The 24,420-nt window shown below is 61.6% G+C and carries 18 protein-coding genes; 8 read left to right on the top strand and 10 right to left on the bottom strand.

Features of this window, described 5'->3' with window-relative positions:
- Nucleotides 1-135: 135 nt before the first annotated feature.
- Nucleotides 136-1,227, top strand: coding sequence for a site-specific integrase (locus CAG34_RS05570; protein WP_085588623.1), 1,092 nt, complete (start codon nucleotides 136-138; stop codon nucleotides 1,225-1,227).
- A gap of 45 nt (nucleotides 1,228-1,272) precedes the next feature.
- Here the strand turns inward: CAG34_RS05570 and CAG34_RS27650 are convergent, their stop codons facing one another.
- From CAG34_RS27650 to CAG34_RS05550, 5 genes are all read right to left on the bottom strand, one after another.
- Nucleotides 1,273-2,601 carry a hypothetical protein gene (locus tag CAG34_RS27650; protein ID WP_137138406.1) on the bottom strand — a complete coding sequence of 443 codons (1,329 nt, stop codon included), beginning with the start codon at nucleotides 2,599-2,601 and terminating at the stop codon, nucleotides 1,273-1,275.
- On the bottom strand, nucleotides 2,591-3,505 hold the full coding sequence (locus CAG34_RS05565) for an ATP-binding protein (RefSeq protein ID WP_085588621.1): 915 nt from the start codon (nucleotides 3,503-3,505) through the stop codon (nucleotides 2,591-2,593). Before CAG34_RS05565 ends, CAG34_RS27650 begins: the two co-directional genes overlap by 11 nt.
- A complete protein-coding gene (locus CAG34_RS05560) occupies nucleotides 3,502-5,415 on the bottom strand; it encodes a hypothetical protein (RefSeq protein WP_085588619.1) in 1,914 nt (637 codons plus the stop codon). Before CAG34_RS05560 ends, CAG34_RS05565 begins: the two co-directional genes overlap by 4 nt.
- Nucleotides 5,412-6,110 (bottom strand): hypothetical protein, encoded by a 699-nt coding sequence (locus tag CAG34_RS05555; RefSeq protein ID WP_137138405.1) that lies wholly within the window; start codon nucleotides 6,108-6,110, stop codon nucleotides 5,412-5,414. Before CAG34_RS05555 ends, CAG34_RS05560 begins: the two co-directional genes overlap by 4 nt.
- 1,626 nt (nucleotides 6,111-7,736) lie before the next feature.
- Nucleotides 7,737-8,786, bottom strand: coding sequence for an alpha/beta fold hydrolase (locus CAG34_RS05550; protein WP_085588615.1), 1,050 nt, complete (start codon nucleotides 8,784-8,786; stop codon nucleotides 7,737-7,739).
- A gap of 219 nt (nucleotides 8,787-9,005) precedes the next feature.
- On the opposite strand from CAG34_RS05550, the gene CAG34_RS05545 reads away from it, so the two are divergent.
- From CAG34_RS05545 to CAG34_RS05535, 3 genes are all read left to right on the top strand, one after another.
- A complete protein-coding gene (locus CAG34_RS05545) occupies nucleotides 9,006-9,251 on the top strand; it encodes a DUF2790 domain-containing protein (protein WP_015270475.1) in 246 nt (81 codons plus the stop codon).
- A 224-nt stretch (nucleotides 9,252-9,475) separates the two neighbouring features.
- Nucleotides 9,476-10,132 (top strand): HAD family phosphatase, encoded by a 657-nt coding sequence (locus tag CAG34_RS05540; protein WP_085588613.1) that lies wholly within the window; start codon nucleotides 9,476-9,478, stop codon nucleotides 10,130-10,132.
- Nucleotides 10,133-10,406: 274 nt separating this feature from the next.
- Nucleotides 10,407-11,318: a LysR family transcriptional regulator gene (locus tag CAG34_RS05535; protein WP_085588611.1), complete on the top strand. Its 912-nt coding sequence runs from the start codon at nucleotides 10,407-10,409 to the stop codon at nucleotides 11,316-11,318.
- Between the two features lie 147 nt (nucleotides 11,319-11,465).
- Here the strand turns inward: CAG34_RS05535 and CAG34_RS05530 are convergent, their stop codons facing one another.
- The 4 genes from CAG34_RS05530 to CAG34_RS05515 all read right to left on the bottom strand — a co-directional run bounded on the left by CAG34_RS05530 (nucleotide 11,466) and on the right by CAG34_RS05515 (nucleotide 16,327).
- A complete protein-coding gene (locus CAG34_RS05530) occupies nucleotides 11,466-12,239 on the bottom strand; it encodes an IclR family transcriptional regulator (RefSeq protein ID WP_025339264.1) in 774 nt (257 codons plus the stop codon).
- Nucleotides 12,240-12,304: 65 nt separating this feature from the next.
- Entirely contained in the window at nucleotides 12,305-13,759 is a 1,455-nt protein-coding gene (locus tag CAG34_RS05525; protein ID WP_178080867.1) for an amidase, read from the bottom strand.
- A complete protein-coding gene (locus CAG34_RS05520) occupies nucleotides 13,759-15,069 on the bottom strand; it encodes a citrate-proton symporter (protein ID WP_085588606.1) in 1,311 nt (436 codons plus the stop codon). The genes CAG34_RS05525 and CAG34_RS05520 overlap by 1 nt, the downstream gene beginning before the upstream one ends.
- 82 nt (nucleotides 15,070-15,151) lie before the next feature.
- Entirely contained in the window at nucleotides 15,152-16,327 is a 1,176-nt protein-coding gene (locus CAG34_RS05515) for a M20 aminoacylase family protein (RefSeq protein ID WP_025339266.1), read from the bottom strand.
- A gap of 202 nt (nucleotides 16,328-16,529) precedes the next feature.
- On the opposite strand from CAG34_RS05515, the gene CAG34_RS05510 reads away from it, so the two are divergent.
- The 4 genes from CAG34_RS05510 to CAG34_RS05495 all read left to right on the top strand — a co-directional run bounded on the left by CAG34_RS05510 (nucleotide 16,530) and on the right by CAG34_RS05495 (nucleotide 22,853).
- Nucleotides 16,530-19,046, top strand: a complete 2,517-nt coding sequence (locus CAG34_RS05510) for an excinuclease ABC subunit UvrA (RefSeq protein ID WP_085588604.1) — start codon at nucleotides 16,530-16,532, stop codon at nucleotides 19,044-19,046.
- A gap of 158 nt (nucleotides 19,047-19,204) precedes the next feature.
- Nucleotides 19,205-20,854: an MFS transporter gene (locus CAG34_RS05505; protein WP_085588602.1), complete on the top strand. Its 1,650-nt coding sequence runs from the start codon at nucleotides 19,205-19,207 to the stop codon at nucleotides 20,852-20,854.
- Nucleotides 20,851-21,984 carry an HlyD family secretion protein gene (locus tag CAG34_RS05500; RefSeq protein ID WP_085588600.1) on the top strand — a complete coding sequence of 378 codons (1,134 nt, stop codon included), beginning with the start codon at nucleotides 20,851-20,853 and terminating at the stop codon, nucleotides 21,982-21,984. The genes CAG34_RS05505 and CAG34_RS05500 overlap by 4 nt, the downstream gene beginning before the upstream one ends.
- A 275-nt stretch (nucleotides 21,985-22,259) precedes the next feature.
- Nucleotides 22,260-22,853, top strand: a complete 594-nt coding sequence (locus CAG34_RS05495) for a hypothetical protein (protein WP_085588598.1) — start codon at nucleotides 22,260-22,262, stop codon at nucleotides 22,851-22,853.
- Nucleotides 22,854-22,970: 117 nt separating this feature from the next.
- Here the strand turns inward: CAG34_RS05495 and CAG34_RS05490 are convergent, their stop codons facing one another.
- Nucleotides 22,971-23,846 carry an AEC family transporter gene (locus CAG34_RS05490; protein ID WP_085588595.1) on the bottom strand — a complete coding sequence of 292 codons (876 nt, stop codon included), beginning with the start codon at nucleotides 23,844-23,846 and terminating at the stop codon, nucleotides 22,971-22,973.
- Between the last annotated feature and the right edge of the window lie 574 nt (nucleotides 23,847-24,420).

The following is a 24,420-nucleotide window of genomic DNA, read 5'->3' as shown; positions in this document are numbered from 1 at the left end:
AGCTATGCGGCACTCGTCGACTTAAATCCGCCTGTCACGTTGCGCCCTGTCTTCGTTATATTGGGTCTGATAAGCCACAGGTTATCCGAACCTATTGCACCGTTGAGCGAGAAGACGTTGACAGAACCGATAGCGATGCCCTCCTCCTCGCCTTTAGTGTTGGCGGAACTGGCCGCCAGCACCCGTGCCGCCGCCGACGCATTCATCGCCGCCGGTACCGCGGCCAACACCGTGCGCAGCTACCAGAGCGCCCTCGCCTATTGGTCCGCCTGGCTGCAACTGCGCTACCGACGCGCACTCGGTGATGGCGCCTTGCCCCCGGAGGTGGCGGTGCAGTTCATTGTCGACCACCTTGCCCGACCCGACGGTGCGGGCGGCTGGAGCCACCTGCTGCCAGCGAACCTCGATGCTGCGCTGGTTACGGCTGGCGTAAAGGGCAAACCAGGCCCGTTGGCGTTCAGCACGGTCAGCCACCGCCTGGCCGTCCTGGCCAAGTGGCATCGCCTGCAGCAGTGGGAAAACCCGGCGGAGAGTCAGGTCGTAAAAACCCTGTTGCGTGAAGCCCGTAAGGCCCAGGCTCGCCACGGCGTCTCGGTTCGCAAGAAAACCGCCGTGGTGCTGGAACCGCTGCAGGCGATGCTTGCTACCTGTACTGACGGTATTCGCGGCCTCCGCGACCGTGCACTGTTGCTGTTGGCGTGGAGTGGCGGCGGACGCAGGCGTTCAGAAGTGATTGGCCTGCAGGTTCAGGACCTCCGTCGCTTGGACGCAGACACTTGGCTCTACGCCTTGGGGGCGACGAAGACTGATACCGGTGGCGAACGGCGGGAAAAGCCCCTGCAAGGACCTGCGGCCCACGCGCTGCAGGCGTGGCTGGAGGCGGCGCCCGCGCAGACCGGACCACTGTTCCGTCGGCTGTACAGAGGCGGCCTGGTCAGTAGCAACGGACTATCAGGCGATCAGGTGGCGCGTATCGTCAAGCGTCGAGCGCAATTGGCCGGCCTTGAAGGGGATTGGGCAGCGCACAGCCTGCGCTCGGGCTTTGTCACCGAGGCCGGGCGTCAAGGAGTGCCCCTAGGAGAGGTGATGGCGATGACCGAGCACCGCAGCATCACTACGGTGATGGGCTATTTCCAGGCCGGCACCCTGCTGGGCAGTGGTGCAACCAAGCTACTTGGCCAGGCCCTCACACCTCAAGCGAATGCCAGCGCGCCCTCCGATGAATAATCGCCTTGAGCAGTGACATCCGTCATCCCGCACAGTGCACTGAACTCAAAATACAAAGGCGCTCGCCAGGATTTCGAAACCGAACAAGAACTTTGGCTGGGCGTCGGTATGAACTGAAACGGTGCCGGCAGCATGGGAAATCCGCAGCAACGCATCGGTGCGCCCGTGGCCCATGAGCTTGCGCAGCATCGGCAGTCCGGCAGGCAAGTCGATGATGATTTCATGGACCCGTCCTCGGATGGTCTCACCGAGGTAGTCGCTAAGTGATGGCGCTCTGCCCAGAAAGGGCGTGAAGAAAAAACGAGAATCCACACGGACAGAAAAACCGTTGCTATGGGCGCAGCGATACCACAGCCGGGAAAGCAACTGATAAAACATTACTTTGAAATAATTGCGTAGGCTACTACGCGTGAAGCCCAACTCACTTAGGCACTCCAGAGCCCTGTCAGACATGCAAATGCGAGTATTTGAAATAGGCAATGTTTCAAATTTCTGCCGAAACAGCATCAGCGTGAGCGCGAACACGCAGGATCCCCGTTCGCGGATCCCCAGGGAACTGTTGGCGTTATGCAGGCAATGACGATGGCGCCGAAGTAGCCTCGATTTCCAGAATGACACAAACCGTCGATAGACAACATCCACCTGCCGCGGTTGTGTCAGGCTACCCTCGCCCCCTCTCATGTCTAATGCCACCCGGTATCGTCGTAGGGTCAAGTCTTCTTCGAACGCGTCATAAAAACTGTGAGGTTGAATCAGAACGGGAGGATCTATAGGACCCTCCCCCAACCGCATGGTGTCTAAAATTCCCAGACGCTGAAGACGCGCCAAGGTGCTAAATAGCCGCAAACTATGAGCGGCACGCTGAGCACAGAGACCCGAGCGCAAGCTGTCGAGGATCACTTTCAAGCTGGGCACGGCATAACCGCAGGTGGCACATGGCTGATTGTTTCGATCAGGACAAAAAGCCGCGGCATCAGCACATTGCGCGCACAAAGATTTGAGTTCAACCCGATGCCATGGGCACCATCGGACGCATCGCAAATGGAAAAAGAGCGAGAGGTAACCTGAGTCAGCGGCACACAGTGGGCAGTACTGCATTTTATCCAAGGCACGCGGGGCAAAAAATTGTGCAACGCTGCCAATGAAATGCGTATTTGCCAGGTAGGGACGCCCGGGCGCGTATAACCCTTGAATCGTTGCGCTGGCCACGCTGCCGTGACGCCACCGATGGTCGCCTTCGCCAGGACTGAATGCCAGCAACAAAGCGCGTGCCGGTACCCCGTTGATGACCGCAGCTCTTTGCACAGTAGCAAAGGCCGCTTCAAAGGGCGTGGGAAACCCATCGGGAAAGAAATAGCCATGGTTATAATGCATCACAAAAAGCCCGTAGGTTGCTTTTTTGCACTGCCTCACTCACCCAGCGAGGATCAAGCTCCATTGAGGTACTGTCCTTGGCTGCGAGGCTGAGCAATAGATTGAGTATCGACTCACACAGATGCTCCATGGGGATGTTGTTCATATAAGGCCCGGAGGTACTGGACGACAACTCGAGCCAAAGCGGCTCAGTAACACGCGCTAAACGAAAACCTGCCGAGAAGGCCTTGGGTATGAAATGCGCGGTATAGCTCGTCCCGGAACCCGAGGGGAACTCGGAGCCCGTATCGTAGGCATTCAAAATCACACCGAGCTCATCCACCCCGCGACAACCAGGAAAAGTCAATACTTCGGTTAAAAACCGCGCTGTCAACTGCTGCTCACGTGTCGCCTTGATCATCGTGATTTGTGCGTCAATGTCCGGCTGAGCAAAGGCAATCAGCGTCATGCAGATGCTCTTCGCCTGTAACAGATTGTAGAGATCCGCCAAGTCGAAGTAATCCACCGGCAATAATCTTTGAACCTCATCAATAACCAAAAGATACTGCCCGGCCTGCTGCCCGACCAACAATGATTCCACATGGGCTACCAAATGATAACGCAGATCCACGCGCTCCTTTGGATGAATATTTTCAGTATAGCAAAGCTCACGACAAAGATTATTAGGATGCCGTGTCTTACGTTTCAGCGCTATATAAAAAGCGACATGACATTCAGGAAACTGTTTTTTTAGCTGCTCGGCCACAAACACGGCGCAACGACTTTTGCCAACCCGTGATTGCCCACGAAACATCACTGCGGAACGCCTCATTGCAACCCGATCAAGGCACAACCGCACCGCCCAATTTAACGCGGGCGTGATGATCCGCGCCTGCTTGCTGATTAAGGGATGCGTTATATTCATGATCCCCCCCGATTATCGGCTTGTCCTGCTGCGGGAAGACCAGGATATTCATGATCCGGCTGAAGCAAGTAGTCTTTAACTGGCTTCTTCACAGGTACGACGGCGCGTGGCAGTGTCGACAGGCTCGGATCCTCGGCCTGCTTAACCAGCAGCGCCCGGTTGGGTTGGTTGTGGCGAATAAAATAGTCGCAGATCTGCTGACTGGGTGGAAGATCCTCTGTGATGGTCAACGCTCGTTGACCAATCAATGAATTGACCAACCGTCTAATGTACGGTGTATGCCTAAAGGTCGCCCACCAACCGCAGGCGTGGAGTACACCTATTGCTGCACCATTGGGTAGAAAAGCGTTGACAGCGCGATAATCATGCTCGTCAATTTCCACACACAATTTGAGCCCGATCAGATCAAAGTTGGCCGCCAAATGCTCACTGGTATACCTGACCCGATCCAGCATGATGTATGGCCGTCGCCCTTCTGCCAAGCTTCCGCGCACCGTCACATACTTAGTAATCAAGTCGACTTGTAGCCGTTCACGGCGTTCAACAGCAATACGTGGTAGTATGGCGGCTTGATTCATATACTGTCGAATCAAGCCCAACGGCGAAAACATGCCAATCCCTTCCGAAGGCTCCGCATTATAATTGGCTAGCGCGACGTCCAATGCTTGGATAAATCGTGTCAGATCCAACTGATACTCAACGGCTTTTTCCTGTGCGCCATCCGCTCTACCATGGCGAGGGTGACTACCGGTTGTCGACGGTAATAAAGCTGTGTGTCGTACCACCTCCGCAAAAAGTCGCTCGATCTTTGCGCGCGTTTCAAAACGCCCGGTTGGGCCCAAATAATGGTGAAAGCCGAAATCCTGCCGAGCTTGGAGCGTAATTTTCTTAGCAATATTGGACAGATGCGAGTCAACACTAAGCACACTGAACGTGACACCGCAACACTCCTCAATCACGCTTGAAGGAAAGCCCGCATCGACTTTGTATGAAAAATTGGTTTTTTCCAGTGTTTGCGCCTTCCACCCCCCCAAGCTTGCCCGCACAAGCACTTCGCGAACATCGCTGGCCCCAGGCTGGCTTCGCAAGACCAATTTGTAGGCAAGCAGGGCATGGGAATATTGATCAATAGCAGCGAGTAACCACATGCGATCTAACGGAATCGGTAACATCAAGCCATCTACTTGCTCCACCAACAAAACAAAAAAAGCACTGATAAAATGCCCATCCAACTCAACAATGTCGAACGGGCGCTGCGCGACGAGGTAAGGCCGGTGCCCGGTACCAGTGACAATATGCGCTCTCGCCTCGGAACTGCCATGCGCATTTATGTACGAACCCGGAAATTGGTTGCGCAGAGCGAGAATATAGCGGCGTATGCTCACGCGTCCCTGATATTTAGTGGAATAAGGCCAACCACGATGATCGGGGGCTATGGCGTGCAAAACCTGCATGAACTTTTTGGTGAGGAACGCTATAGCGTTCCTATGATCATCGAGCGTCTGTGCAGAGTCTTTAAGAACTGCGATCATCCGCTCTTCAATTTCGGGGTATGTCTCGAGTAACTGCTGAAGGCAGCCTGACATCCCCCCCTGCTGGCCACTGTATTTATTGCCCGATGGTTTGCGTCGTTCGTAGGGTTTGAGATGAATATGGGGAAGCAGCGCCCTTTCGCCAATACACTGGCCTTGGTCATCCAAAGTCAGAAAGCGGGACGCTAATCGATTAACTTCCCACCCTTTTAGGTGGGTCCTCTGCTCGATTGCGCGCAAAGCGTGACCTTCAATGTACATCTGCACTGCGGTGCGACGCCGACAGAACAGCTGCCAGTGTTCCTCGGGGACTGCCGAGGCTGGTAGTCTCGGCCAGTTCCCGGCTTGCACGGTCTGGGGGATCACAACCCGCTTCATGGCCGTTCAACTTTGCAAGACCATGTGGTCTGCAGGTTTGGGGTGAAAGCATCAATGGTTAACTCTACCTGCCCTTTGATTGCCAAACGGCTGAGTCCGCCGACCAACTCCGTCATGTCTAGGTTGGGTAGTATTTGCGCCAAGCTGCCAATGGTACCGATTCTATTTAGCCCGACGGTTTGAAAAAGAAGCGCTTCCGTTGCGTTGATATCCACACTCCAACGCGTCAACGCTACGAAACTTGCCAATCTTAGCAAGGGCATAACTTGATAATGACGGGCGTCGCGTGTTGACTCATCGAAGAGTCGGTAAAGAGCACCGGCAGCCTGTGCCAACTCCTTCTGAACCTTCAGCTGCTCATGCGCCTCTAGATCATCAATGTATCCCGGCTTCACCTCATGCCACTCGATAAGGCCCTCGACATTCGTCGCAATCGCATCAAGTTTTACCTTGCGCCCGCCTCGCTGGTCTGCATTGAATTCTTCGCCTTGGGGCTTCCAGAAAGCTACTATTGATGGATCAAACTCAAGATAGATTAGCCAGTGCGCGACTTCACGATGGCTTTCTAGAATCAGATTATTATTGGCTTTCAAACTATAAACATGCCAAATACTGCTGCGTACAGATCCGCGATTACGCATCTGAGCTATCAAGGCATTGCTGGGCGTCGCTTGCTTCGTACTTTTTTTAGACATATCTACACCCTCAACATAGACTTCATGCTTAGGTAGATATGCCAACCCCTCGCGGAGGTCTTCTATGACGAATGGGGGCGGATTCCACAATGTGATAATCGCACAGTTGCCCCACATCCATGATGCCTATTGGAAATAAAAGGTACCGCATAGCGTAAGAAAGATAATAAGCCGCTACGGAATCACAAGCATAGAGGAAGCGACGCGATGAAAACGTTATCCATGCCAGGTCTCACACCCTCCCTATTTGACCGTCAAACAATAGATTATATACGTGATTTCCAAAATTACTATGAAGGTGGCCTTCCCTGTACAGCTGAAGAATTGTGCCTCTATCTGTTGCATAGCTTCCGAGGTACCCCTACCAAAATCGGTCGGATCCTAACAGCGCTCTCTCGCTATCATCGAACACTCGGATTTGCAGATCCCACCCAATGCCCCACCGTATTAAGGCTCTGCAGGGAGTTCGAGAAAGTAACATGCTTACAAGCACCTATATCTTCACAAACGACTCCTACATTTCATTGTGTCTCCGAACTGACTAAAATGTTAAAAGGCGAGATCGCTCGCCACCGACACGAGCTCAAAAAAGCCCGCGCCCTTCTGAACCATGACAGAGCACGCCTGATACATCATAAACTCCTCAAATCAGTGCGTAATCGAGCGATATTGCTCGTTTCTTACTGGTACGGATTGGAGATGAATGAAACTTGCGCACTGAGCCTAAAGGACGTGGTGGTGACGCCAAAAAAAATGCAGATAACAGTTCGCCCAACCCCAAAGTCGCTTAAATCACCGCCCCAGCTTTTGACTATTGGCTATTTACCTCAGCTATGTCCAGTGCGAGCAACTCACGCTTGGCTAGAACTTTCCAAACTTAGCGAGGGACTCCTGTTTCCAGACATTAGAGCAGGCGAATTACTAGCTAACACGCCCGCAACCAACCTACAAAATTATTTCGGGTCCCGAGCAAAGCGCATTACACCTGATGCATTAAAAGGACGGATTGTGTGGAGAAACGGATTACTGGCTTTTCTGCTGGATTGTGGCTGGTCAGCAGCAGACATCACGCAGTGCTTACCCCAGTATCGGAGAAAGCACATTCGACATCTTCAAAAGGAGTTCCAAAAACAAGGACGCAATCGACAGGACTTACCAATAGATAGGGTCTTGACGACCATCTTGAGTCATTACACCCGATCGGCAGAAAGCTATATATCCTCAAGAACCTAAAACAGCAATTCTTATTGCATAGCTGCAAGCTTATTCGCCAACTTTTAGTAACAACGCTCCAACTCAACTAAATCATCATCTCGAAAACACCAAGTAAATATTAAAATCCGCGAGCTGACAGGAATGCAAACCATTGAAATGGCGAGATTATCGACTAGCCAGAAATTGGAAGATTTAGTTAAGATGACTGCGACCGCGAAACTACCGCAATGATGCTGAAGGCTATATGGCTGGTCCGGCAAACCTGACTGCACATGGCGAATTGAATCAGCAGGGACACTGTGGGCGCCGCGCTTGCCGGCGATGGGGCGCGAAGCGGCCCCGGTTACAGATGCCCGCTGTGGGTCGGTAACAGCCAGTCGGAGCAGACCGTTCCGCCCCATCGCTGCGTCGTTACATAGACCAACGACCAAAATGCTGCTCCAGGAACTCAGTCACCAGCGAGGCGATCTGCAACTGGATCGCCCCCCGCGACCGGGCGTTATCGCCGTCCCGGCAAATGACACCATCCCCTGGAGCATCGTCTTCGAGCAACGCCATCGCGCCTGGTTTGCACGTCGACAAGAAGCTGAAATGGCTGGCGTCCTCGATCTCGACATAACGACTCGTCGCCGAGGGCAGACGCTTGGCAAGGTCAGCAGATTCCAGCTGCGCGGGAAGGTCTTCAGAAGGCGCGCCAGCCGCAATCACCAACGTCGGCACTGGCAAAGCCGCAAGGCTTTCATCGGTCAGGCCACGTGACAGGCCAAGATCCAGGGTAACGATGGCGGTGACACGACTGTCGCGCAAATCGCCACCCAGTCGAGCTTTCGATGCCGGGGCGCTGTCGGCATTGATCTGCTTGTAGACGCTGCAACTCGACAGCTGCGGATGGATGGAACAGTCCTGGGCAAAACGCTTGGAATCAAAGCGGGCGCCGGCAATTTCCAGCGCGGTCCAGCCGCCCAGTGAGTGGCCGACCACTGCAACTTGGCCCTTCGCCACCCGCCCGAACTGATCCGCCTGGGCCATGACCGCATCGATGGCCCGCTGCAAGTCAATGGGACGCCGCCACAACTGTGCCGCGGCTTCAGGGTTGCGATCGCGGGTAGTAGTGCCGGGGTGGTTGACCGCCGCCACGATGTAGCCTTGGTGAGCCAGTGCACTGGCCAGCCACGACTGGTTTCCCCAATTGCCGCGAAAGCCGTGGGAAAGCACCACCAATGGATACGTGCCTGCAGTTGGAGGTGCATCGCGCACAGCGAGGTCACCGCTGAAAACCGGGGTATCAGCGATCAACTGTGGTGGCGCAGTAGTCGTACTCGGGTACCAGACGACCAGCTCCAGCGGACGGTCTGTTTGCCTCTCCGATAATGTCGAGGTCTTGAAGCCAATGGTCTTGTAGCCAGCGAATGCAGGTATGTCCAGGCAGATAAAAAGCAACAAGCCGAGCACTGTTTTCATTGTTTTTCTTCCTTGATAGGTCAGCGTCGATTAGATGCAAACCGGTACGCGGGAAACATATCAGCCCTCGCCGCGACCCACACAATCTTTCCGGCAATGCAGCGCTCCAATAGACCAGATAGTGGGAATATATTTTGCGCACTAAATATTATCACGCAATATTCAGCCCAGGCAGCAAGCAGTCGCTGATCCCACTACCCAAGCTAACGGAGCATGATCATGACCTTCATCAAAGCAATCGCCATCACCACCCTGACCTTTGGCAGCAGCGTCGGCGCCTTCGCCCAGACCGCCTCCCCGTACCAGTACGGCATGAACCTGGACATCGCCCAAGTGATCGCGGTGGAGGCCTCGGGCCACGCCACCGACCACGCCGACACCGCCACCCTCACCTACCGTGACAGCGACGGCAAGGTGCAGAAGATCAGCTACCTGCGCCCAGCCACCTCCGCCAACCAGAACTGATGACCAAACTTCAAAAGCCGGAGCGTGCCAATGGCCGGTTACTCGGTTGGCTTTCCAGCTTTGGCAGTTGCTGACTCGACGCGCCGGCGCCAACCTCGCGTTCGAGCACAGCTCTGCCAAGGCTGGCGTACTCCAGTACACTCAGGGAGCCGCGAAGTTCACGTGACTCCAAAGGCAAAGAATCTCCCTTCTGGCCCGCCCATGATCTTGGACCTGGATACCCAATGCTGACTGCCCTGCTGTTCGACCTCGACGGAACCCTCACCGACACTGACACCTTGCACTTGCAGGCCTTTCGCCAACTGCTGCGCGAGCATGACGGCCGCGAGCTGAGCCAGGCGCAGTTCGATGCCCAGGTCAGCGGCCGCGCCAACGGCGAGCTGTTCGCCGAGCTGTTTGCCGGTGCCAGTGCCGAGCAGTGCCAGGAGCTGGCCGACCGCAAGGAGGCGCTGTTCCGCGACATGTCGCCGGCTCTCGAGCCGATGCCGGGCCTTGTGCGCCTGCTGGAACATGCCCGGGCTCGTGACATCGGCATGTGCGTGGTGACCAACGCACCGCGGCTGAACGCCGAGCACATGTTGAACGCCATGGGCCTGGGCCAGCGCTTCGAGCATGTGCTGGTGGCCGAGGAACTTGCACGGCCCAAGCCGGACCCGCTGCCTTACCTGACCGGGTTGCAGCGGCTGGGTGCCGAGGCCGGGCAGGCACTGGCCTTCGAGGATTCGCTGCCGGGGGTGGCGGCAGCGAGTGGCGCGGGGATCTTTACCGTGGGCGTGGCCACTACCCAGACGCCGGAGCGGTTGCTGGCGGCGGGGGCGAAGCTGGTTGTCCGTGACTTCAACGACCCAGCGTTGTGGACCTTGATCGGATCCATGCAATGAGCATACGGGGCCGCTTCGCGCCCCATCGCCGGCAAGCCAGCTCCCACCTCGACCGCATCGGCCTCAAGCCATGCGCCATCCCTGTGGGAGCTGGCTTGCCGGCGATCAGGCCAGAACAGGCAGCACAAGACAGTTGCTCCCTCCTCGATCGCATCGGCCTCAAGCCATGCGCTGTCCCTGTGGGAGCTGGCTTGCCGGCGATGGGCTGCGAAGCGGCCCTAGGATTTCAAGGCAATATGCATGCCCCTGCCATTGTGCACACCCAGGTCAACCCATGCTGATCGACGAAGAACTGACCCTCAAGAAGCTGGAAACCTTCCTCGCCTTCATGCGCACCGGCAACCTCGGCCGCGCCGCCGCCGAGCTGACCACCAGCGCCGTCAGCGTGCACCGTGCGATCCACTCGCTGGAAAGCGCACTGCGCTGCCCGCTGTTCAAGCACGAAGGCCGCCAGCTGATCCCGCTGGAAAGCGCCTACGTGCTGGAAAAGAAAGCCCGCCAGCTGATCCAGGACGCCGAGCAGATGGTCCGCCAGACCCGCGAGGCCGCCGGTTTCTATGCCGAACGCTTCCGCCTGGGCGCGCTCTACTCGCTGACGGTGAAAACCGTGCCCAAGCTGGTCATGGGCCTCAAGCTGCGCCGCAGCGAACTCAACATCGACCTGACCCTGGGCTCCAACGTCGACCTGCTGCAGCGCCTGAAGAACCACGAATTGGAGGCCATCCTCGTGTCGCTCGACGAAAGCGCCAGCGACCCTGCATGCGAGCAGCTGCCGCTGTTTTCCGACGATATCTTCCTTGCCGTGCCCATCGATTCGCGCTTCGCCGAGCAGGCCGAGGTGGACCTGGCCGACCTGGCCGACTCCACCTTCATCACCCTGACCCAGGGCTTTGCCACCCACCGCGATGGCGCCCGGGTGTTCCAGCAGGCCGGCTTCGAACCCAAGGTGGCCATGCAGGTGAACGATATCTTCACCCTGCTGAGCATGGTCAGCTCGGGCGTGGGCTTTGCCCTGCTGCCCGGGCGTATAGCGGCGGTGTACGAAAACCGGGTCAGGTTGATCGCCCTGAAGCCGCAATATCGCTTGCAGCAGCATATCGGCGTGGTGTTCCTCAAGGCGCGGGAGCGGGAGCCGAACCTGCTGGCGTTGCTGGCAGAATGCCGGATGTACAGCCTGGAGCGCTGAGGGGTCTCGGAACACAGCCTCTTTTGTTGTTTGCTGCACTGGCCTCTTCGCGGGTAAACCCGCTCCCACAGGTACCGAGCAAACCTCGGGCAATGCACTTACCCTGTGGGAGCGGGTTTACCCGCGAAGAGGCCGGTGCAGGCTGACTCAAACCACCAAGGCCCGCTGCACCTCGCCCACCGTTGTAGCCAGGCTGTTCAGGTGCAGGTTCAACACCCGCTCCACCGGCGCCTGGTCCAGCGGCCAGTGCAAGGCAATGCTCCCGGCCAGGCGCCCTTCGGCATGCACCGGCAGGGCTATCGCGCGGATCAGGAACGGCAAGCGCACCGGGTACTCCCAGTGCCCTTCGGTGCGCTGGCCGAAGCCCTTGTTCGCTTCCTCCTCGATGTCGCGCAGCACCGTCTCGTCGCCCACCCGCGCATGGGCCGCCAGGCGCTGCACTTCATCGACCGCCAACTCACCCAGGCATGCCCGCCCCATCGCCGAGTGGAACAGGCTGGCATGATGGCCGACGATCTGGCAGGTGTGCGGGTAGCGTTTGCGCAATACCTGGGGGATGGCGCTTTCCATCACCTCCAGCCGCTCGCCGTCGAAACATGACAGGTCAACCACCAACCCGGTGCGCTCGCTCAACTCCAGCAACATGGGTGCGGCGTGCTCCACCAGGCGCCGCTTGAAACGCAGCTGGCGGTCACCGAACAGGCGCCGCGCGCACAGCCGGTAACGCCGGTCGCTGAGGCCGCGGTAGACCCAGCCCTGCTCCTGCAAGGTGGCGAGCATGCGCGACACCGTGGCCTTGGGCAGCGCCGTCAGGTAATGCAGTTCTTCCAGGCCCAGCGCCTGGTGTTCGCCAAGCAGGTCGACGATGGCCAGCGCCCGCTCCACCGAACGCACGCCGCCACTGTCTGCCGTGATGCCCATGAGTGTGACCTCCCTGTAGCTGGATGGTCAGGATAGCCAGCAAGATCCGCGCCTGCCCAGCGGTTTCATGGCGCTTGCAAGCTCCGGGGTGGGCGCCGCGCTACCCAACGGGTGAGCTGTTCATGGGCATGGGCCAGCTGCAACACCGCATGGTCGGCCTGGGCCGGGCCGATGATCTGCAGGCCCATGGGCAACCCGGCAGCGTTGAAACCGACCGGTACGCTGATGCTCGGCAAACCGGCCAGGGTCGGCCCTATCACCACTTCCATCCAGCGGTGATAGGTGTCCATCGCCCGCCCTCCGACCACCGTTGGCCAAGGTTGCCGTGCATCGAATGGGAACACCTGGGCCGATGGCAACAGCAGGTAATCGTAACGCTCGAACAGCTGGCCCAGCGCACGGTACCAGTCGCTGCGGGCCACCGAAGCCTGGTACACCGCCGCCGCGCTCAGGTGCAGGCCACCCTCCACCTCCCACCGCGCCTCGGGCTTGAGCAGCGCGCGCTTGCCCGGGTCGGCATAGGCCGCAGCGAGGTTGCCGTGCACCAGGAAGTGGCGATGGGTCAGCCAGCATTGCCACAAACGCGCCAGGTCGAACGCCGGTTGGCAGGCTTCGACCCGGCAGCCCAGTTCGGCGAAGTCTGCCAGGGCCGCTTCGCACAGGCTCAGCACCCCGTCATCCATCGCCAGGTAGCCGTCGTAGTCGCCCAGCCAGCCAACCCGCACGCCGCGGAAATCGCGCTGCAACCCGGCGGCAAAATCGCGCCGGCCCTCGCCCAGCGACAACGGCGCCCGCGCATCGAAACCCGCCAGGGTCGACAACAGCCGCGCCACATCCACCACGCTGCGGCCCATCGGCCCCTCGGTGGCCAGCTGCTGCACGAACAGTTCCGGCGCCGGCCCGTGGGGTACGCGGCCCTGCGACGGGCGCAGGCCATAAACGTTGTTGAACGCCGCCGGGTTGCGCAGCGAGCCCATCATGTCGCTGCCGTCGGCGACCGGCAGCAGGCGCATGGCCAGCGCCGCCGCCGCCCCACCGCTGCTGCCCCCGGCCACCTTGCCCGGGTCGTAGGCGTTGGTGGTGGTGCCGAACAGGGTGTTGTAGGTCTGCGAACCAAGGCCGAATTCCGGCACATTGCTCTTGCCTATGATCAGCGCACCACTGGCCCGCACCCGCGCCACACTGATCGCGTCCTGCTCGGGCACCTGCTCGGCGAACAGCGGCGAGCCCAGGGTGGTGCGCAGCCCGGCAGTAGCGGCGAGGTCCTTGATCGCCTGGGGCATGCCATGCATCCAGCCGCGCGAATGGCCACGGGCCAGCTCGCGGTCACGCTCATCGGCCTCGGCCAGCAGTGCCTCGGCCGGGCGCAGCGACACCAGCGCATTGACCTGCGGGTTGAAGCGTTCGATATGCGCCAGATAAGCCTGCATCACCTCCCGGCACGACATCTGGCGGGCATGGATGGCCCGGGACAATGCCTCGGCATCGAGGGCAACGATGGGGTCGATGGCTAGCGGCATCACGGTTTCACTCCAAGGTTGAAAGCGGCAGGCTTGCCCGCGCGTGGGGCTTCTTTCAGGCAATAGGTGCCCAGCAGTGTCAGCAGGCAGGCGAACAGCACATAGAACGACGGCGCCACCGGGGTACCGAGCGCCTTGCTCAGCCAGGTGACGATCAACGGGGCGAAGCCGCCGAACACCATCACCGCCACGTTATAGGCCACCGACACACCGGTAGAACGCACCTCGACCGGGAACTGTTCGGCCAGGGCCGTGGGCGCCGGCCCGAAGAAGCCACCGATGGCGGTGCACAACAGCAGTTGCATCACCAGCAGGCGCTCCAGCGACGGCGCGGCAGCCACCCATACATACAACGGGTAGACCATGACGAAGAACGCCAGGGTGAAGGCCATCAGCACCGGGCGCCGCCCCAGCCGGTCAGACAACGCGCCGGACAGCGGGATCACCACGGTCATCAGCCCAACCGCAAGCATCTGCACCAGCAGCACCTGGTCCAGCGGCAGGCCGAGGTTCTTGTGGGCGAAGGTCGGCATGTTCACCAGCACCACGTAGAACGACACCGTCGCGCCACAGGCCAGGCCCATCGATACCAACAGGCTGCGCCGATGCTCACGCAGCACCTGCCACAGGCTGGGCGACTGGCCCTTGGCCTGGCGGCGCGCCTCGATGAATTCCTCGGGCTCTTCCATGTGCTTGCGAATCCACAGCCCCACCGGGCCGATCAGCAGGCCGAGCACGAACGGGATACGCCAGCCCCAGCTGTCCAGCGCCGCTGGCGTGCACAAGTGGGTGACCAGGGCCACCATCGCCGCCCCGGAGAACACCGCCAGGCACTGCCCCACCAGCTGCCACGAGCCATACAGGCCCTTGCGGTGGGCCGGCGCGCTCTCCACCAGGAAGGCCGTGGCGCTGGCGTACTCGCCGCCGGTGGCAAAACCTTGCAGCATGCGCGCCACCACGATCAGCATCGGCGCGGCCATGCCGATGGCCAGGTAGTCGGGGGCGAAGGCGATCATGGCAATGGACACGGTCATCAGCCGGATGATCATCTGCATCGCCGCCTTGCGGCCCTTGCGGTCGGAATACATGCCCAGCAGCACGCCGCCCACCGGGCGCATGAAAAAGCCGACGCCGAAGGTGGCCAGGGCCATCAGCAGCGAGGCGTATTCGTCGTCGGAGGGGAAGAACTGCCGGGCGATGATGCTGGCCAGAAAGCCGTACACGATAAAGTCATACCACTCCAGGGCGTTGCCGATGACGGCGGCGACCACTTGCCGGGTACGCGACACGCCGGTGCTCGAAGTCTGCATAGGAAACACTCCACACAATGATTGGGTGATCGCCCAGGCGCGGTCGCGCCCGGGTTCCAGCGGCAGTCGTCAAAAGGAAAGGTCAGGCGGGCGCGAGCCAGCGCTCTGCCAGCGCGCCCCAGTAGGCGGCACCGGTCAGCAGGATGTCGTCGTTGAAGTCGTAGGCCGGGTTGTGCACCATCGGCCGCGATACGCCATTGCCGATGAACAGGTAGGCGCCCGGGCAGCGTTGCAGCATCCAGGCGAAGTCTTCGCTGCCCATCAGCTTGCGGGTGTTGCCATCCACTGCCTCGGCACCGAGCAATTCCACCCCCACCTGCCGGGCGAAGGCATTTTCCGCGGCATGGTTGACCAACACCGGGTAGGCCGGGCGGTGTTCGAGCGTGGCGCGGCAGCCAAAGCTCTCGGCCTGGCTGACGATAATGGCCCGCACCCGCTCCAGGGTCTGCGCCCGCACCTCGGCGTTCAGCGCGCGCAGGCTCAGGCGCAGCAGTGCCTGCTGCGGGATCACGTTGGCCGCTTCGCCGGCCTGCAAGGCGCCGACGGTAACCACGGCCGCCTCCTGCGCATCGATATTGCGCGCCACCACGGTTTGCAGGGCCATCACCACACTGGCCGCCGCCACCAGCGGGTCGACGGTCAGGTGCGGCATCGAGCCATGGCCGCCAACCCCGTCGAGGGTCACCGTGAGCAGGTCTTGCGAGGCCATCATCGGCCCTTCGCGGAAGCCCAGGTGCCCCGCCGGCAGCCCGGGCATGTTGTGCATGCCGAACAGTGCATCGCAAGGGAAGCGCTCCAGCAGGCCGTCAGCCAGCATCGCCTCGGCGCCACCCTGGCCCTCCTCGGCCGGCTGGAAGATCAACGTCAGCGTGCCGTCGAACTGCCGGGTCGCCGCCAGGTAGCGCGCGGCGCCAAGCAGCATGGTGGTATGCCCGTCGTGGCCGCAGGCGTGCATGCAGCCCTGGTGCTGGCTGCTGTACGCGGCGCCGGTAGCCTCGTGGATGGGCAGCGCGTCCATGTCGGCGCGCAGGCCCAGGCGGCGTGGGCTGCTGCCATTGCGCAGTACGCCGACCACGCCGGTCTTGCCGATACCGGTGTGCACTTCATAGCCCCATTCTTCGAGCAGTCGGGCAACCAGCGCCGAAGTGCGGCTTTCTTCGAAGCCCAGTTCCGGGTGAGCGTGGATATCGTGACGGATTGCGTGCAGGTCGCTGGCCACATCGTTCAGCCAGGCCAGGATGTGCTGATGTCGGGACATGTAGAGTCTCCTCGCGCGGGTGGATTCCCGTTCTTGTTGTTCGCCTTGAGGTCACGACGGGTAAGGCAGGTCGTGCTTGGCTGACAGATAAGCGCGAGGAAGCTGGGAGCACAATCGAATCTGGTTTCACACGGTGGAACACAAAGTCGTGCCTTTGCTGTTACCTTGAACGCACTGTTCAGCCAAAGCCAAGGACTGCGTCATGCCCCCACGCCCCACCACCCCCACCGGTTTCATCCGCGTCCGTGGCGCCCGCGAGCACAACCTCAAGAACATCGATGTCGATATCCCCCGTGACGCTCTGGTGGTGTTCACCGGCGTGTCCGGCTCGGGCAAGTCCTCGCTGGCCTTCTCCACCCTCTACGCCGAAGCCCAGCGCCGCTACTTCGAATCGGTCGCGCCCTATGCCCGGCGCCTGATCGACCAGGTCGGCGTGCCGGACGTCGACGCCATCGAAGGCCTGCCCCCGGCCGTGGCCCTGCAGCAGCAACGCGGCACGCCGAGTGCACGTTCCTCGGTGGGCAGCGTGACCACCCTGTCCAGTTCGATCCGCATGCTCTACTCCCGCGCCGGCCACTACCCGGCCGGCCAGGCGATGCTGTATGCCGAGGATTTCTCGCCCAACACGCCGCAGGGCGCCTGCCCGGAATGCCATGGCATGGGCCGGGTCTACGAAGTGAACGAAGCGACCATGGTCCCCGACCCGTCGCTGACCATCCGCGAGCGCGCCGTGGCGGCCTGGCCGATGGCCTGGCAGGGCCAGAACCTGCGCGACATCCTGGTGACGCTGGGCTACGACGTCGATACCCCCTGGCGCGACCTGCCACAGGCGCAGCGCGACTGGATCCTGTTCACCGAAGAAACACCCACCGCGCCGGTGTATGCCGGACTGACCCCGGCGCAGACCCGCGCCGCCCTCAAGCGCAAGCTAGAGCCCAGCTACCAGGGCACGTTCATGGGTGCCCGGCGTTACGTGCTGCACACCTTCATGCACTCGCAAAGCGCGCAGATGCGCAAGCGCGTTGCCCAGTTCATGCGCCCCAGCCCGTGCCCGCTGTGCCAGGGCAAGCGCCTGAAGCGCGAGGCCCTGGGCGTGACCTTCGCCGGCCTGGATATCGCCGAGCTGTCGCGCCTGTCGCTGCAGGCGCTGGCCGAGGTGTTCCGCAAGGTGGCGGCAGCAGACTACCTGGCACAACAGCAGGACGACCTGACCCTGGAAAAGCGCCTGGCTGCCCAACGCATCGCCAACGAACTGCTCGAACGCATCGACACCCTGCTCGACCTGGGCCTGGGCTACCTGGCCCTGGAGCGCAGCACCCCGACCCTGTCCTCTGGCGAGCTGCAACGCCTGCGCCTGGCCACCCAGCTGAACTCGCAGTTGTTTGGCGTGATCTACGTGCTCGACGAGCCTTCGGCCGGTTTGCACCCGGCCGACAGCGAAGCCCTGTTCGAGGCGCTGCAGCGCCTTAAGCACGCGGGCAACTCGGTCTATGTGGTGGAACACGACCTGGACACCATGCGCCGCGCCGACTGGCTGGTGGATGTAGGGCCTGCCGCTGGCGAGCATGGCGGCACCATCCTCTACAGCGGGCCGCCCACGGGCCTGGCCCAGGTCGAGCAGTCGAGCACCCGGGCCTACCTGTTCAGTGCACCGGCCCAGACCACGCGCACACCACGCCAGGCCCACGACTGGCTGAAGCTCGAAGGCATCAGCCGCAACAACCTGAACAACCTCAGTGCGCAATTCCCGCTGGGCTGCTTTACCGCCGTTACCGGTATTTCCGGTTCGGGCAAGTCGAGCCTGGTCAGCCAGGCGCTGCTGGAGCTGGTGGGTGCGCACCTGGGCCATGCCGCCCAACGCAACGAGCCCGAAGAGCAGAGCCTGGAAGATGAACCAGAACAGGCCAGCGGCGGGCATGTGAGCGCGGGCCTTGGCAGCATCAGGCGCCTGGTGCAGGTCGACCAGAAGCCGATCGGCCGTACGCCCCGCTCCAACCTGGCCACCTACACCGGCCTGTTCGACCATGTGCGCAAGCTGTTCGCCGCCACCGAACAGGCCAAGGCAAAAGGCTTCGATGCCGGGCGTTTCTCCTTCAACGTTGCCAAGGGGCGCTGCGAGAACTGCGAGGGCGAAGGCTTCGTCAGCGTCGAGTTGCTGTTCATGCCCAGCGTCTATGCGCCCTGCCCGACCTGCCATGGCGCCCGCTACAACCCGGAAACCCTGGCGGTGAGCTGGCAGGGCATGAACATTGCGCAGGTGCTGCAGTTGACGGTCGACCAGGCCTTGCTGGTGTTCGCCGAACAGCCAGCGGCGCGGCGCTGCCTGCAGGTGCTGCAGGACATCGGCCTGGGCTATCTGCGCCTGGGCCAGCCGGCCACCGAACTGTCCGGCGGCGAGGCGCAGCGCATCAAGCTGGCCACCGAGCTGCAACGCATGGCCCGCGGGGCGACGTTGTATGTACTGGACGAACCCACCAACGGCTTGCACCCGCAGGACATCGACCGGCTGCTGGTGCAGCTCAACCGCCTGGTCGATGGCGGGCACAGCGTGGTGGTGGTCGAGCATGACATGCGAGTGGTGGCGCAGAGCGACTGGGTGATCGACATCGGGCCTGGGGCCGGGGATGCCGGGGGCCAGGTGGTGGTCAGCGGCACGCCACAGGTGGTGGCCGGGTGTGCTGAAAGCCGCACTGCGGAGTTTCTGGCCAAGGCCTTGTAGCGCCTGCTCCGGCCTCTTCGCGGGCTTGCCCGCTCCCACAGGTTCACCACAGTCGTGCAAGCTGTGCAGTACCTGTGGGAGCGGGCAAGCCCGCGAAGAGGCCGGCATAGGAGATAGACTGTTTTCATCCCTCGGCACCCTCAAGTACAGTCTGCCCCATGGACAAATACGCCCCCCGCCAGTGGCTCCCCCACGAAAAACCCAGCCTGCCGGGCTCCCCCTCCACGCCCCTGCACACGCCCGCCAAACGTCTGGCCTACGGCGTGGTCGGGCTGCTAGTGGCGATCACCGGTGGCCTGGGTAACGCGCTAGTCACCGCCAACCTGGTGTTCCTGCAAGGAGCGCTGGGCGCAACCACGGCGGAAATGGCCTGGCTGCCGGCCGCCTATGTAATGACCAACGTGTCCATCAACCTGCTGCTGGTGAAGTTCCGCCAGCAATTCGGCCTGCGCGCGTTCACCGAGGTGTTCCTGGTGCTCTATGCCCTGGTCACCTTCGCCCACCTGCTGGTCAACGACCTCAACTCGGCCATCGCCGTGCGGGCGGCCCATGGCATGGTCGGTGCCGCGCTCAGCTCGCTGGGGCTGTACTACATGATCCAGGCGTTCCCGGCGCAATGGCGGCTGAAGGCGATGGTGCTTGGCCTGGGCGCCTCGCAACTGGCGTTGCCGCTGGCGCGGATCTTCTCCGAAGACCTGCTGCAGATCGCCGAATGGCGCGGCCTGTACCTGTTCGAACTGGGCCTGGCGCTGGCCGCGCTGGGCTGCGTGCTGATGCTCAAGCTGCCCCCCGGTGACCGCTTCAAGACCTTCGAGCCGCTGGACTTTCTCACCTTCTCGCTGATGGCCAGCGGCACCGCGCTGCTGTGCGCCGTGCTGTCACTCGGGCGTATCGACTGGTGGCTGGAGGCGCCCTGGATCGGCATGGCCCTGGCGGCCTCGATCGCGCTGATCTTCAGCGGCCTGGCCATCGAGCACAACCGCCAGAACCCGCTGCTGATGACCCGCTGGCTGGGCAGCGGCGCGATCATTCGCCTGGCCCTGTGCGTGGTGCTGATTCGCATGGTCACCTCGGAGCAGTCCACCGGGGCAGTCGGCTTCCTGCAGGCGCTGAACCTGGGCAGCGAGCAGATGCGCACGTTGTACGCGGTCATGCTGCTGGGTGCGGTGGCCGGCCTGGCCAGCAGTGCCTTCACCATCAACCCCAACCACCTGGTGATCCCGCTGTTCATCTCGCTGCTGGCCATGGCCACCGGCGCCTTCATGGACAGCAGTTCGAGCAACCTCACCCGCCCGGCACAGATGTACCTCAGCCAGTTCCTGCTGGCGTTCGGCAGCACCTTCTTCCTCGGCCCGTCCATGGCCCTTGGCATCAGCCATGTGCGCGCCAACCCGCGCAATCTGGTGAGTTTCTCGGTGCTGTTCGGCATCTGCAACAACCTCGGCGGCCTGATTGGCGCGGCACTGCTGGGCGCCTTCCAGACCTGGCGGGAAAAATTCCACTCCAGCCACCTGATGGACCGCCTCAGCTACCTGGAACCCTTGGTCACGGCCCGCGTGCAAAGTGGCGGTGCCGGCTACGGCGGCATCATCGCCGACCCGGCCCTGCGCAGCGAAGCCGGCATGCGCCTGCTGGCCAGTGCCGCCACCCGCGAGGCGAACATCATGGCTTACAACGATGTGTTCGTGCTGATCGGCAGCATCGCTATTCTGACCATGATCTGGATCTGCATCCGTAGCACCTGGCTCTGGCACACCAAACGCCGGGCCATTTCCCCTGACTCCACCCCCGGCGCGCCCACCCGATGACCGACGACACCCGCACCACGACCACCACTGCCATCGCCGAAACCCCGGAAGGCGCCACGCCGCCCAGCGAGCCGACCAGCCCGGTGCGTTCGCGTCGGGTGCGTATCCTGTCGTCGATCAGCTTCGCCTGCGTGGCCCTGGCCGGCATCCTGCTGGTGTTGTATGCCTGGCGCCTGCCGCCATTCAGCAGCGCCATCGAAAGCACCGAGAACGCCCTGGTGCGCGGCCAGGTGACCATCATCGGGCCGCAGCTGAGCGGCTATATCGTCGATGTGCCGGTGCATGACTTCCAGTTCGTCAAGGCCGGCGACCTGCTGGTGCAACTGGACGACCGCATCTACAAGCAACGCCTGGCCCAGGCCATCGCCCAGCTGCAGCAGCAACAGGCGGCCCTGGCCAACAACCTGCAGCAGCGCAACAGTGCCGAAGCCACCATTGCCCAGCGCCAGGCGGCCATCGGCGATGCCGCTGCCCAGGCAACCAAGGCCAGGGCCGACCTCAGCCGCAACCAGGCGCTGGTCAGCGATGGCTCGGTGTCGCGGCGCGATCTGGACCTGGCCCGGGCCAGCGAAGCCGCTGCGGTCGCCAGCCTGGCCCAGGCCAAGGCGGCACTGGAAATCGCCCGCCAGGACCGCGAAACCGTGGTAGTCAACCGGGCCGCGCTGGAGGCCTCGGTGGAAAACGCCAAAGCCGCCGTGGAGCTGGCCCGCATCGACCTCGACAACACCCGCGTCACCGCCCCGCGCGACGGCCAGCTGGGGCAGATCGGCACGCGCCTGGGGGCCTATGTCAATTCCGGTGCGCAGTTGATGGCGCTGGTGCCCGACACTCTGTGGGTGATCGCCAACATGAAGGAAACCCAGATGGCCGATGTGCGCATCGGCCAGCCGGTGAGTTTTACCGTGGATGCGCTGAACCACCTGAGGCTGCATGGGCACGTGCAGCAGATCTCACCGGCCACCGGCTCGGAGTTCGCCTTGCTGCAGGCGGACAATGCCACCGGCAACTTCGTCAAGATTGCCCAGCGCATACCAGTGCGGATCACCGTGGATGCCGACCAGCCGGAGGCTCGGCGCTTGCGGCCGGGGATGTCGGTGGTGGTCAGTATCGATACTCGTGGCGAACAGTGATGTTGCCTTTACCGGCCCAATCGCCGGCAAGCCGGCTCCCACACTTACGGTGCAGCTCTCAAGGCCTGTGGTGTATCTGTGGGAGCTAGCTTGCCGGCTCCCACAGTTACGGTGCAGCTCTCAGGCCTGTGGTGTACCTGTGGGAGCTGGCTTGCCGGCGATTGGGCCAGCGAAGATCATGCAGAGATGCCGTCTTGCCATGATTGCGCCGCTCTAGCCCGTAGGTTCTAATCGCGCACGACCCGTTTGCCTTTGTCACTCAAGGAAGTGTCACCATGTACAGGAAGATCGTGCCGCTGGCGCTGTTGGCAACCCTGGCCGGTTGCTCGAACAGCGAGGACACCAGCGAGGCCAGTTTCCAGAAGGCCGCCCAGGCCTACCTCGATACCCAGTACCCGCACTGCTTCGTCATCACTTCATTCCCGACCAAGACCCAGGACTTCGACCTCCATGGCACCAACAAGGCGTTGCATGCCCTGGCCCAGGTAGGTGTGGTCAGCGAAAAGGAGATCTCGCGCACCGAGGTGCCCGCCCGCCTGTGGCAAGCGGCACGCACGGACATCTACTACGCCTATGACCTCACCGACGAAGGCCGCAAGTACTACAAGGCGGATAACGGGCTGTGCTTCGGCAAGGCGCAGGTCACCGCCATCGAGCAGTTCAGTGAGCCGAGCGAGGTGACTGGGCAGAAGATGTCGAATGTGACCTATGCCTACAAGATCACTGGGTTACCGGCGTGGGCCGGGGATGATGGGGTCAAGGCCAGCATTGCCGAACTGGGCAAGGCGGTGGCCAGCAATGACACGCCGCTCAAGGAAACCCGGGCGATGGTGCTGACCAGCCAGGGGTGGCGGTTGCAGGAGAAATAGCCGTTTGCCGTGCCGGCCTCTTCGCGGGTAAACCCGCTCCCACAGGTCCATCACAGGCCTTGAGACCTGCGCAGTACCTGTGGGAGCGGGTTTACCCGCGAAAGAGCCGGTACAGACTTACATCCACCAAGCCAGCACCACCGGCAACCAGGCAAACGACAGCACCGTGGAACACATCACCAGGTTCGCCACCTGCTCCGGTTCGCGGTTGGCGCGCACCGCCATCAGGTAGTTGAACACCGCCACCGGCATCGCCGACTGCACCACCAGCACCGCACGCTCCAGGCTGCCCATGCCCAGCGCCGCACCTACCGCCCAGCCCACGGCAGCCCCCAGGCCAATGCGCAAACCGCCCAGCAGCATGCCGCTGCCCACATGGCGCAGGCGAATGCTGGCCAGCGACACGCCCAGTGTCAGCAACATCAGCGGGATGGTCATGCCGCCCAGCAGGTTTGCGGTATTGGCCAGCCAGCGCGGCAACTCGAAATCGAGAAAGATGATCGGCATGGCGCCGGCCAGGCTGATCACGATGGGGTTGCGCAGCAGTGCCTTGAGCGAAGCCGCAGTACCGGAAATGGCCATGCCGAGGGTGAACTGCACGATCGACAGGGTCAGGAAGAACGCCACTGCCAGGGCCAGGCCGTGTTCGCCAAAGGCGTACAGGCTGATCGGCAGGCCCATGTTGCCGGTGTTGGGGAACATGAACGCCGGCAACAGCACACGCCAGTGCATGCCCGAAGCGCGGCACACCAGCAAGCCGGCCAGGGCCATGCCCAGGGTGCACAGCAGGCAGGCCATGGCCATGCTGGTGAAGGCGGTCGGGTCCAGTTCGGTGCGGCTGAGCGTGGACAGCACCAGCGACGGGGTGCCGACGGTCATCACCACCCGGGCGATGAATTCGGTGGGGTAGTCCAGGCCCTTGCGGGCCCAGGCATAGCCGATGCCGGCGACGATGAAAACCGGGGCCAGGACGGCGAACAGCGAAGCGAACATGGGGGCCTTCCTTGGGGGTGAGCCCCGCATTATGCCGCAGTCTGCGGGATTGCCGGGGCTGCTTTGCAGCCCAATCGCCGGCAAGCCGGCTCCCACAGGTACAGCGCCAAGCCTTGAGGTATCACCACCATGCAGGAGTAACAGTCTTGTGTTGTCTGTTCTGGCCCCATCGCCGGCAAGCCGGCTCCCACAGGTACAGCGCCAAGCCTTGAGGTATCACCACCATGCAGGAGTAACAGTCTTGTGTTGTCTGTTCTGGCCCCATCGCCGGCAAGCCGGCTCCCACAGGTACAGCGCCAAGCCTTGAGGTATCACCACCATGCAGGAGTAACAGTCTTGTGTTGTCTGTTCTGGCCCCATCGCCGGCAAGCCGGCTCCCACAGGTACAGCGCCAAGCCTTGAGGTATCACCACCATGCGGGAGTAACTGTCTTGTGTTACCTGTTCTGGCCTCATCGCCGGCAAGCCGGCTCCCATAGGTACTGCACAATGCTTGAGGTCGATGCAGTCGAGGTGGGAGCTGGCTTGCCGGCGATTGGGCCGCAAGGCGGCCCCGGGATGTCCGCCCAAGACGC

The organism is Pseudomonas sp. B14(2017) (assembly GCF_002113255.1).
GTDB lineage: Bacteria > Pseudomonadota > Gammaproteobacteria > Pseudomonadales > Pseudomonadaceae > Aquipseudomonas > Aquipseudomonas putida_Z.
This window is presented reverse-complemented; position numbering and strand designations above follow the sequence as displayed.

Coding starts and splice junctions, on each gene's coding strand:
- CAG34_RS05570 (WP_085588623.1), top strand. CDS start 136: ATGCCCTCCTCCTCGCCTTTAGTGTTGGCGGAACTGGCCGCCAGCACC.
- CAG34_RS27650 (WP_137138406.1), bottom strand. CDS start 2,601: ATGCATTATAACCATGGCTATTTCTTTCCCGATGGGTTTCCCACGCCC.
- CAG34_RS05565 (WP_085588621.1), bottom strand. CDS start 3,505: ATGAATATAACGCATCCCTTAATCAGCAAGCAGGCGCGGATCATCACG.
- CAG34_RS05560 (WP_085588619.1), bottom strand. CDS start 5,415: ATGAAGCGGGTTGTGATCCCCCAGACCGTGCAAGCCGGGAACTGGCCG.
- CAG34_RS05555 (WP_137138405.1), bottom strand. CDS start 6,110: ATGTCTAAAAAAAGTACGAAGCAAGCGACGCCCAGCAATGCCTTGATA.
- CAG34_RS05550 (WP_085588615.1), bottom strand. CDS start 8,786: ATGAAAACAGTGCTCGGCTTGTTGCTTTTTATCTGCCTGGACATACCT.
- CAG34_RS05545 (WP_015270475.1), top strand. CDS start 9,006: ATGACCTTCATCAAAGCAATCGCCATCACCACCCTGACCTTTGGCAGC.
- CAG34_RS05540 (WP_085588613.1), top strand. CDS start 9,476: ATGCTGACTGCCCTGCTGTTCGACCTCGACGGAACCCTCACCGACACT.
- CAG34_RS05535 (WP_085588611.1), top strand. CDS start 10,407: ATGCTGATCGACGAAGAACTGACCCTCAAGAAGCTGGAAACCTTCCTC.
- CAG34_RS05530 (WP_025339264.1), bottom strand. CDS start 12,239: ATGGGCATCACGGCAGACAGTGGCGGCGTGCGTTCGGTGGAGCGGGCG.
- CAG34_RS05525 (WP_178080867.1), bottom strand. CDS start 13,759: ATGCCGCTAGCCATCGACCCCATCGTTGCCCTCGATGCCGAGGCATTG.
- CAG34_RS05520 (WP_085588606.1), bottom strand. CDS start 15,069: ATGCAGACTTCGAGCACCGGCGTGTCGCGTACCCGGCAAGTGGTCGCC.
- CAG34_RS05515 (WP_025339266.1), bottom strand. CDS start 16,327: ATGTCCCGACATCAGCACATCCTGGCCTGGCTGAACGATGTGGCCAGC.
- CAG34_RS05510 (WP_085588604.1), top strand. CDS start 16,530: ATGCCCCCACGCCCCACCACCCCCACCGGTTTCATCCGCGTCCGTGGC.
- CAG34_RS05505 (WP_085588602.1), top strand. CDS start 19,205: ATGGACAAATACGCCCCCCGCCAGTGGCTCCCCCACGAAAAACCCAGC.
- CAG34_RS05500 (WP_085588600.1), top strand. CDS start 20,851: ATGACCGACGACACCCGCACCACGACCACCACTGCCATCGCCGAAACC.
- CAG34_RS05495 (WP_085588598.1), top strand. CDS start 22,260: ATGTACAGGAAGATCGTGCCGCTGGCGCTGTTGGCAACCCTGGCCGGT.
- CAG34_RS05490 (WP_085588595.1), bottom strand. CDS start 23,846: ATGTTCGCTTCGCTGTTCGCCGTCCTGGCCCCGGTTTTCATCGTCGCC.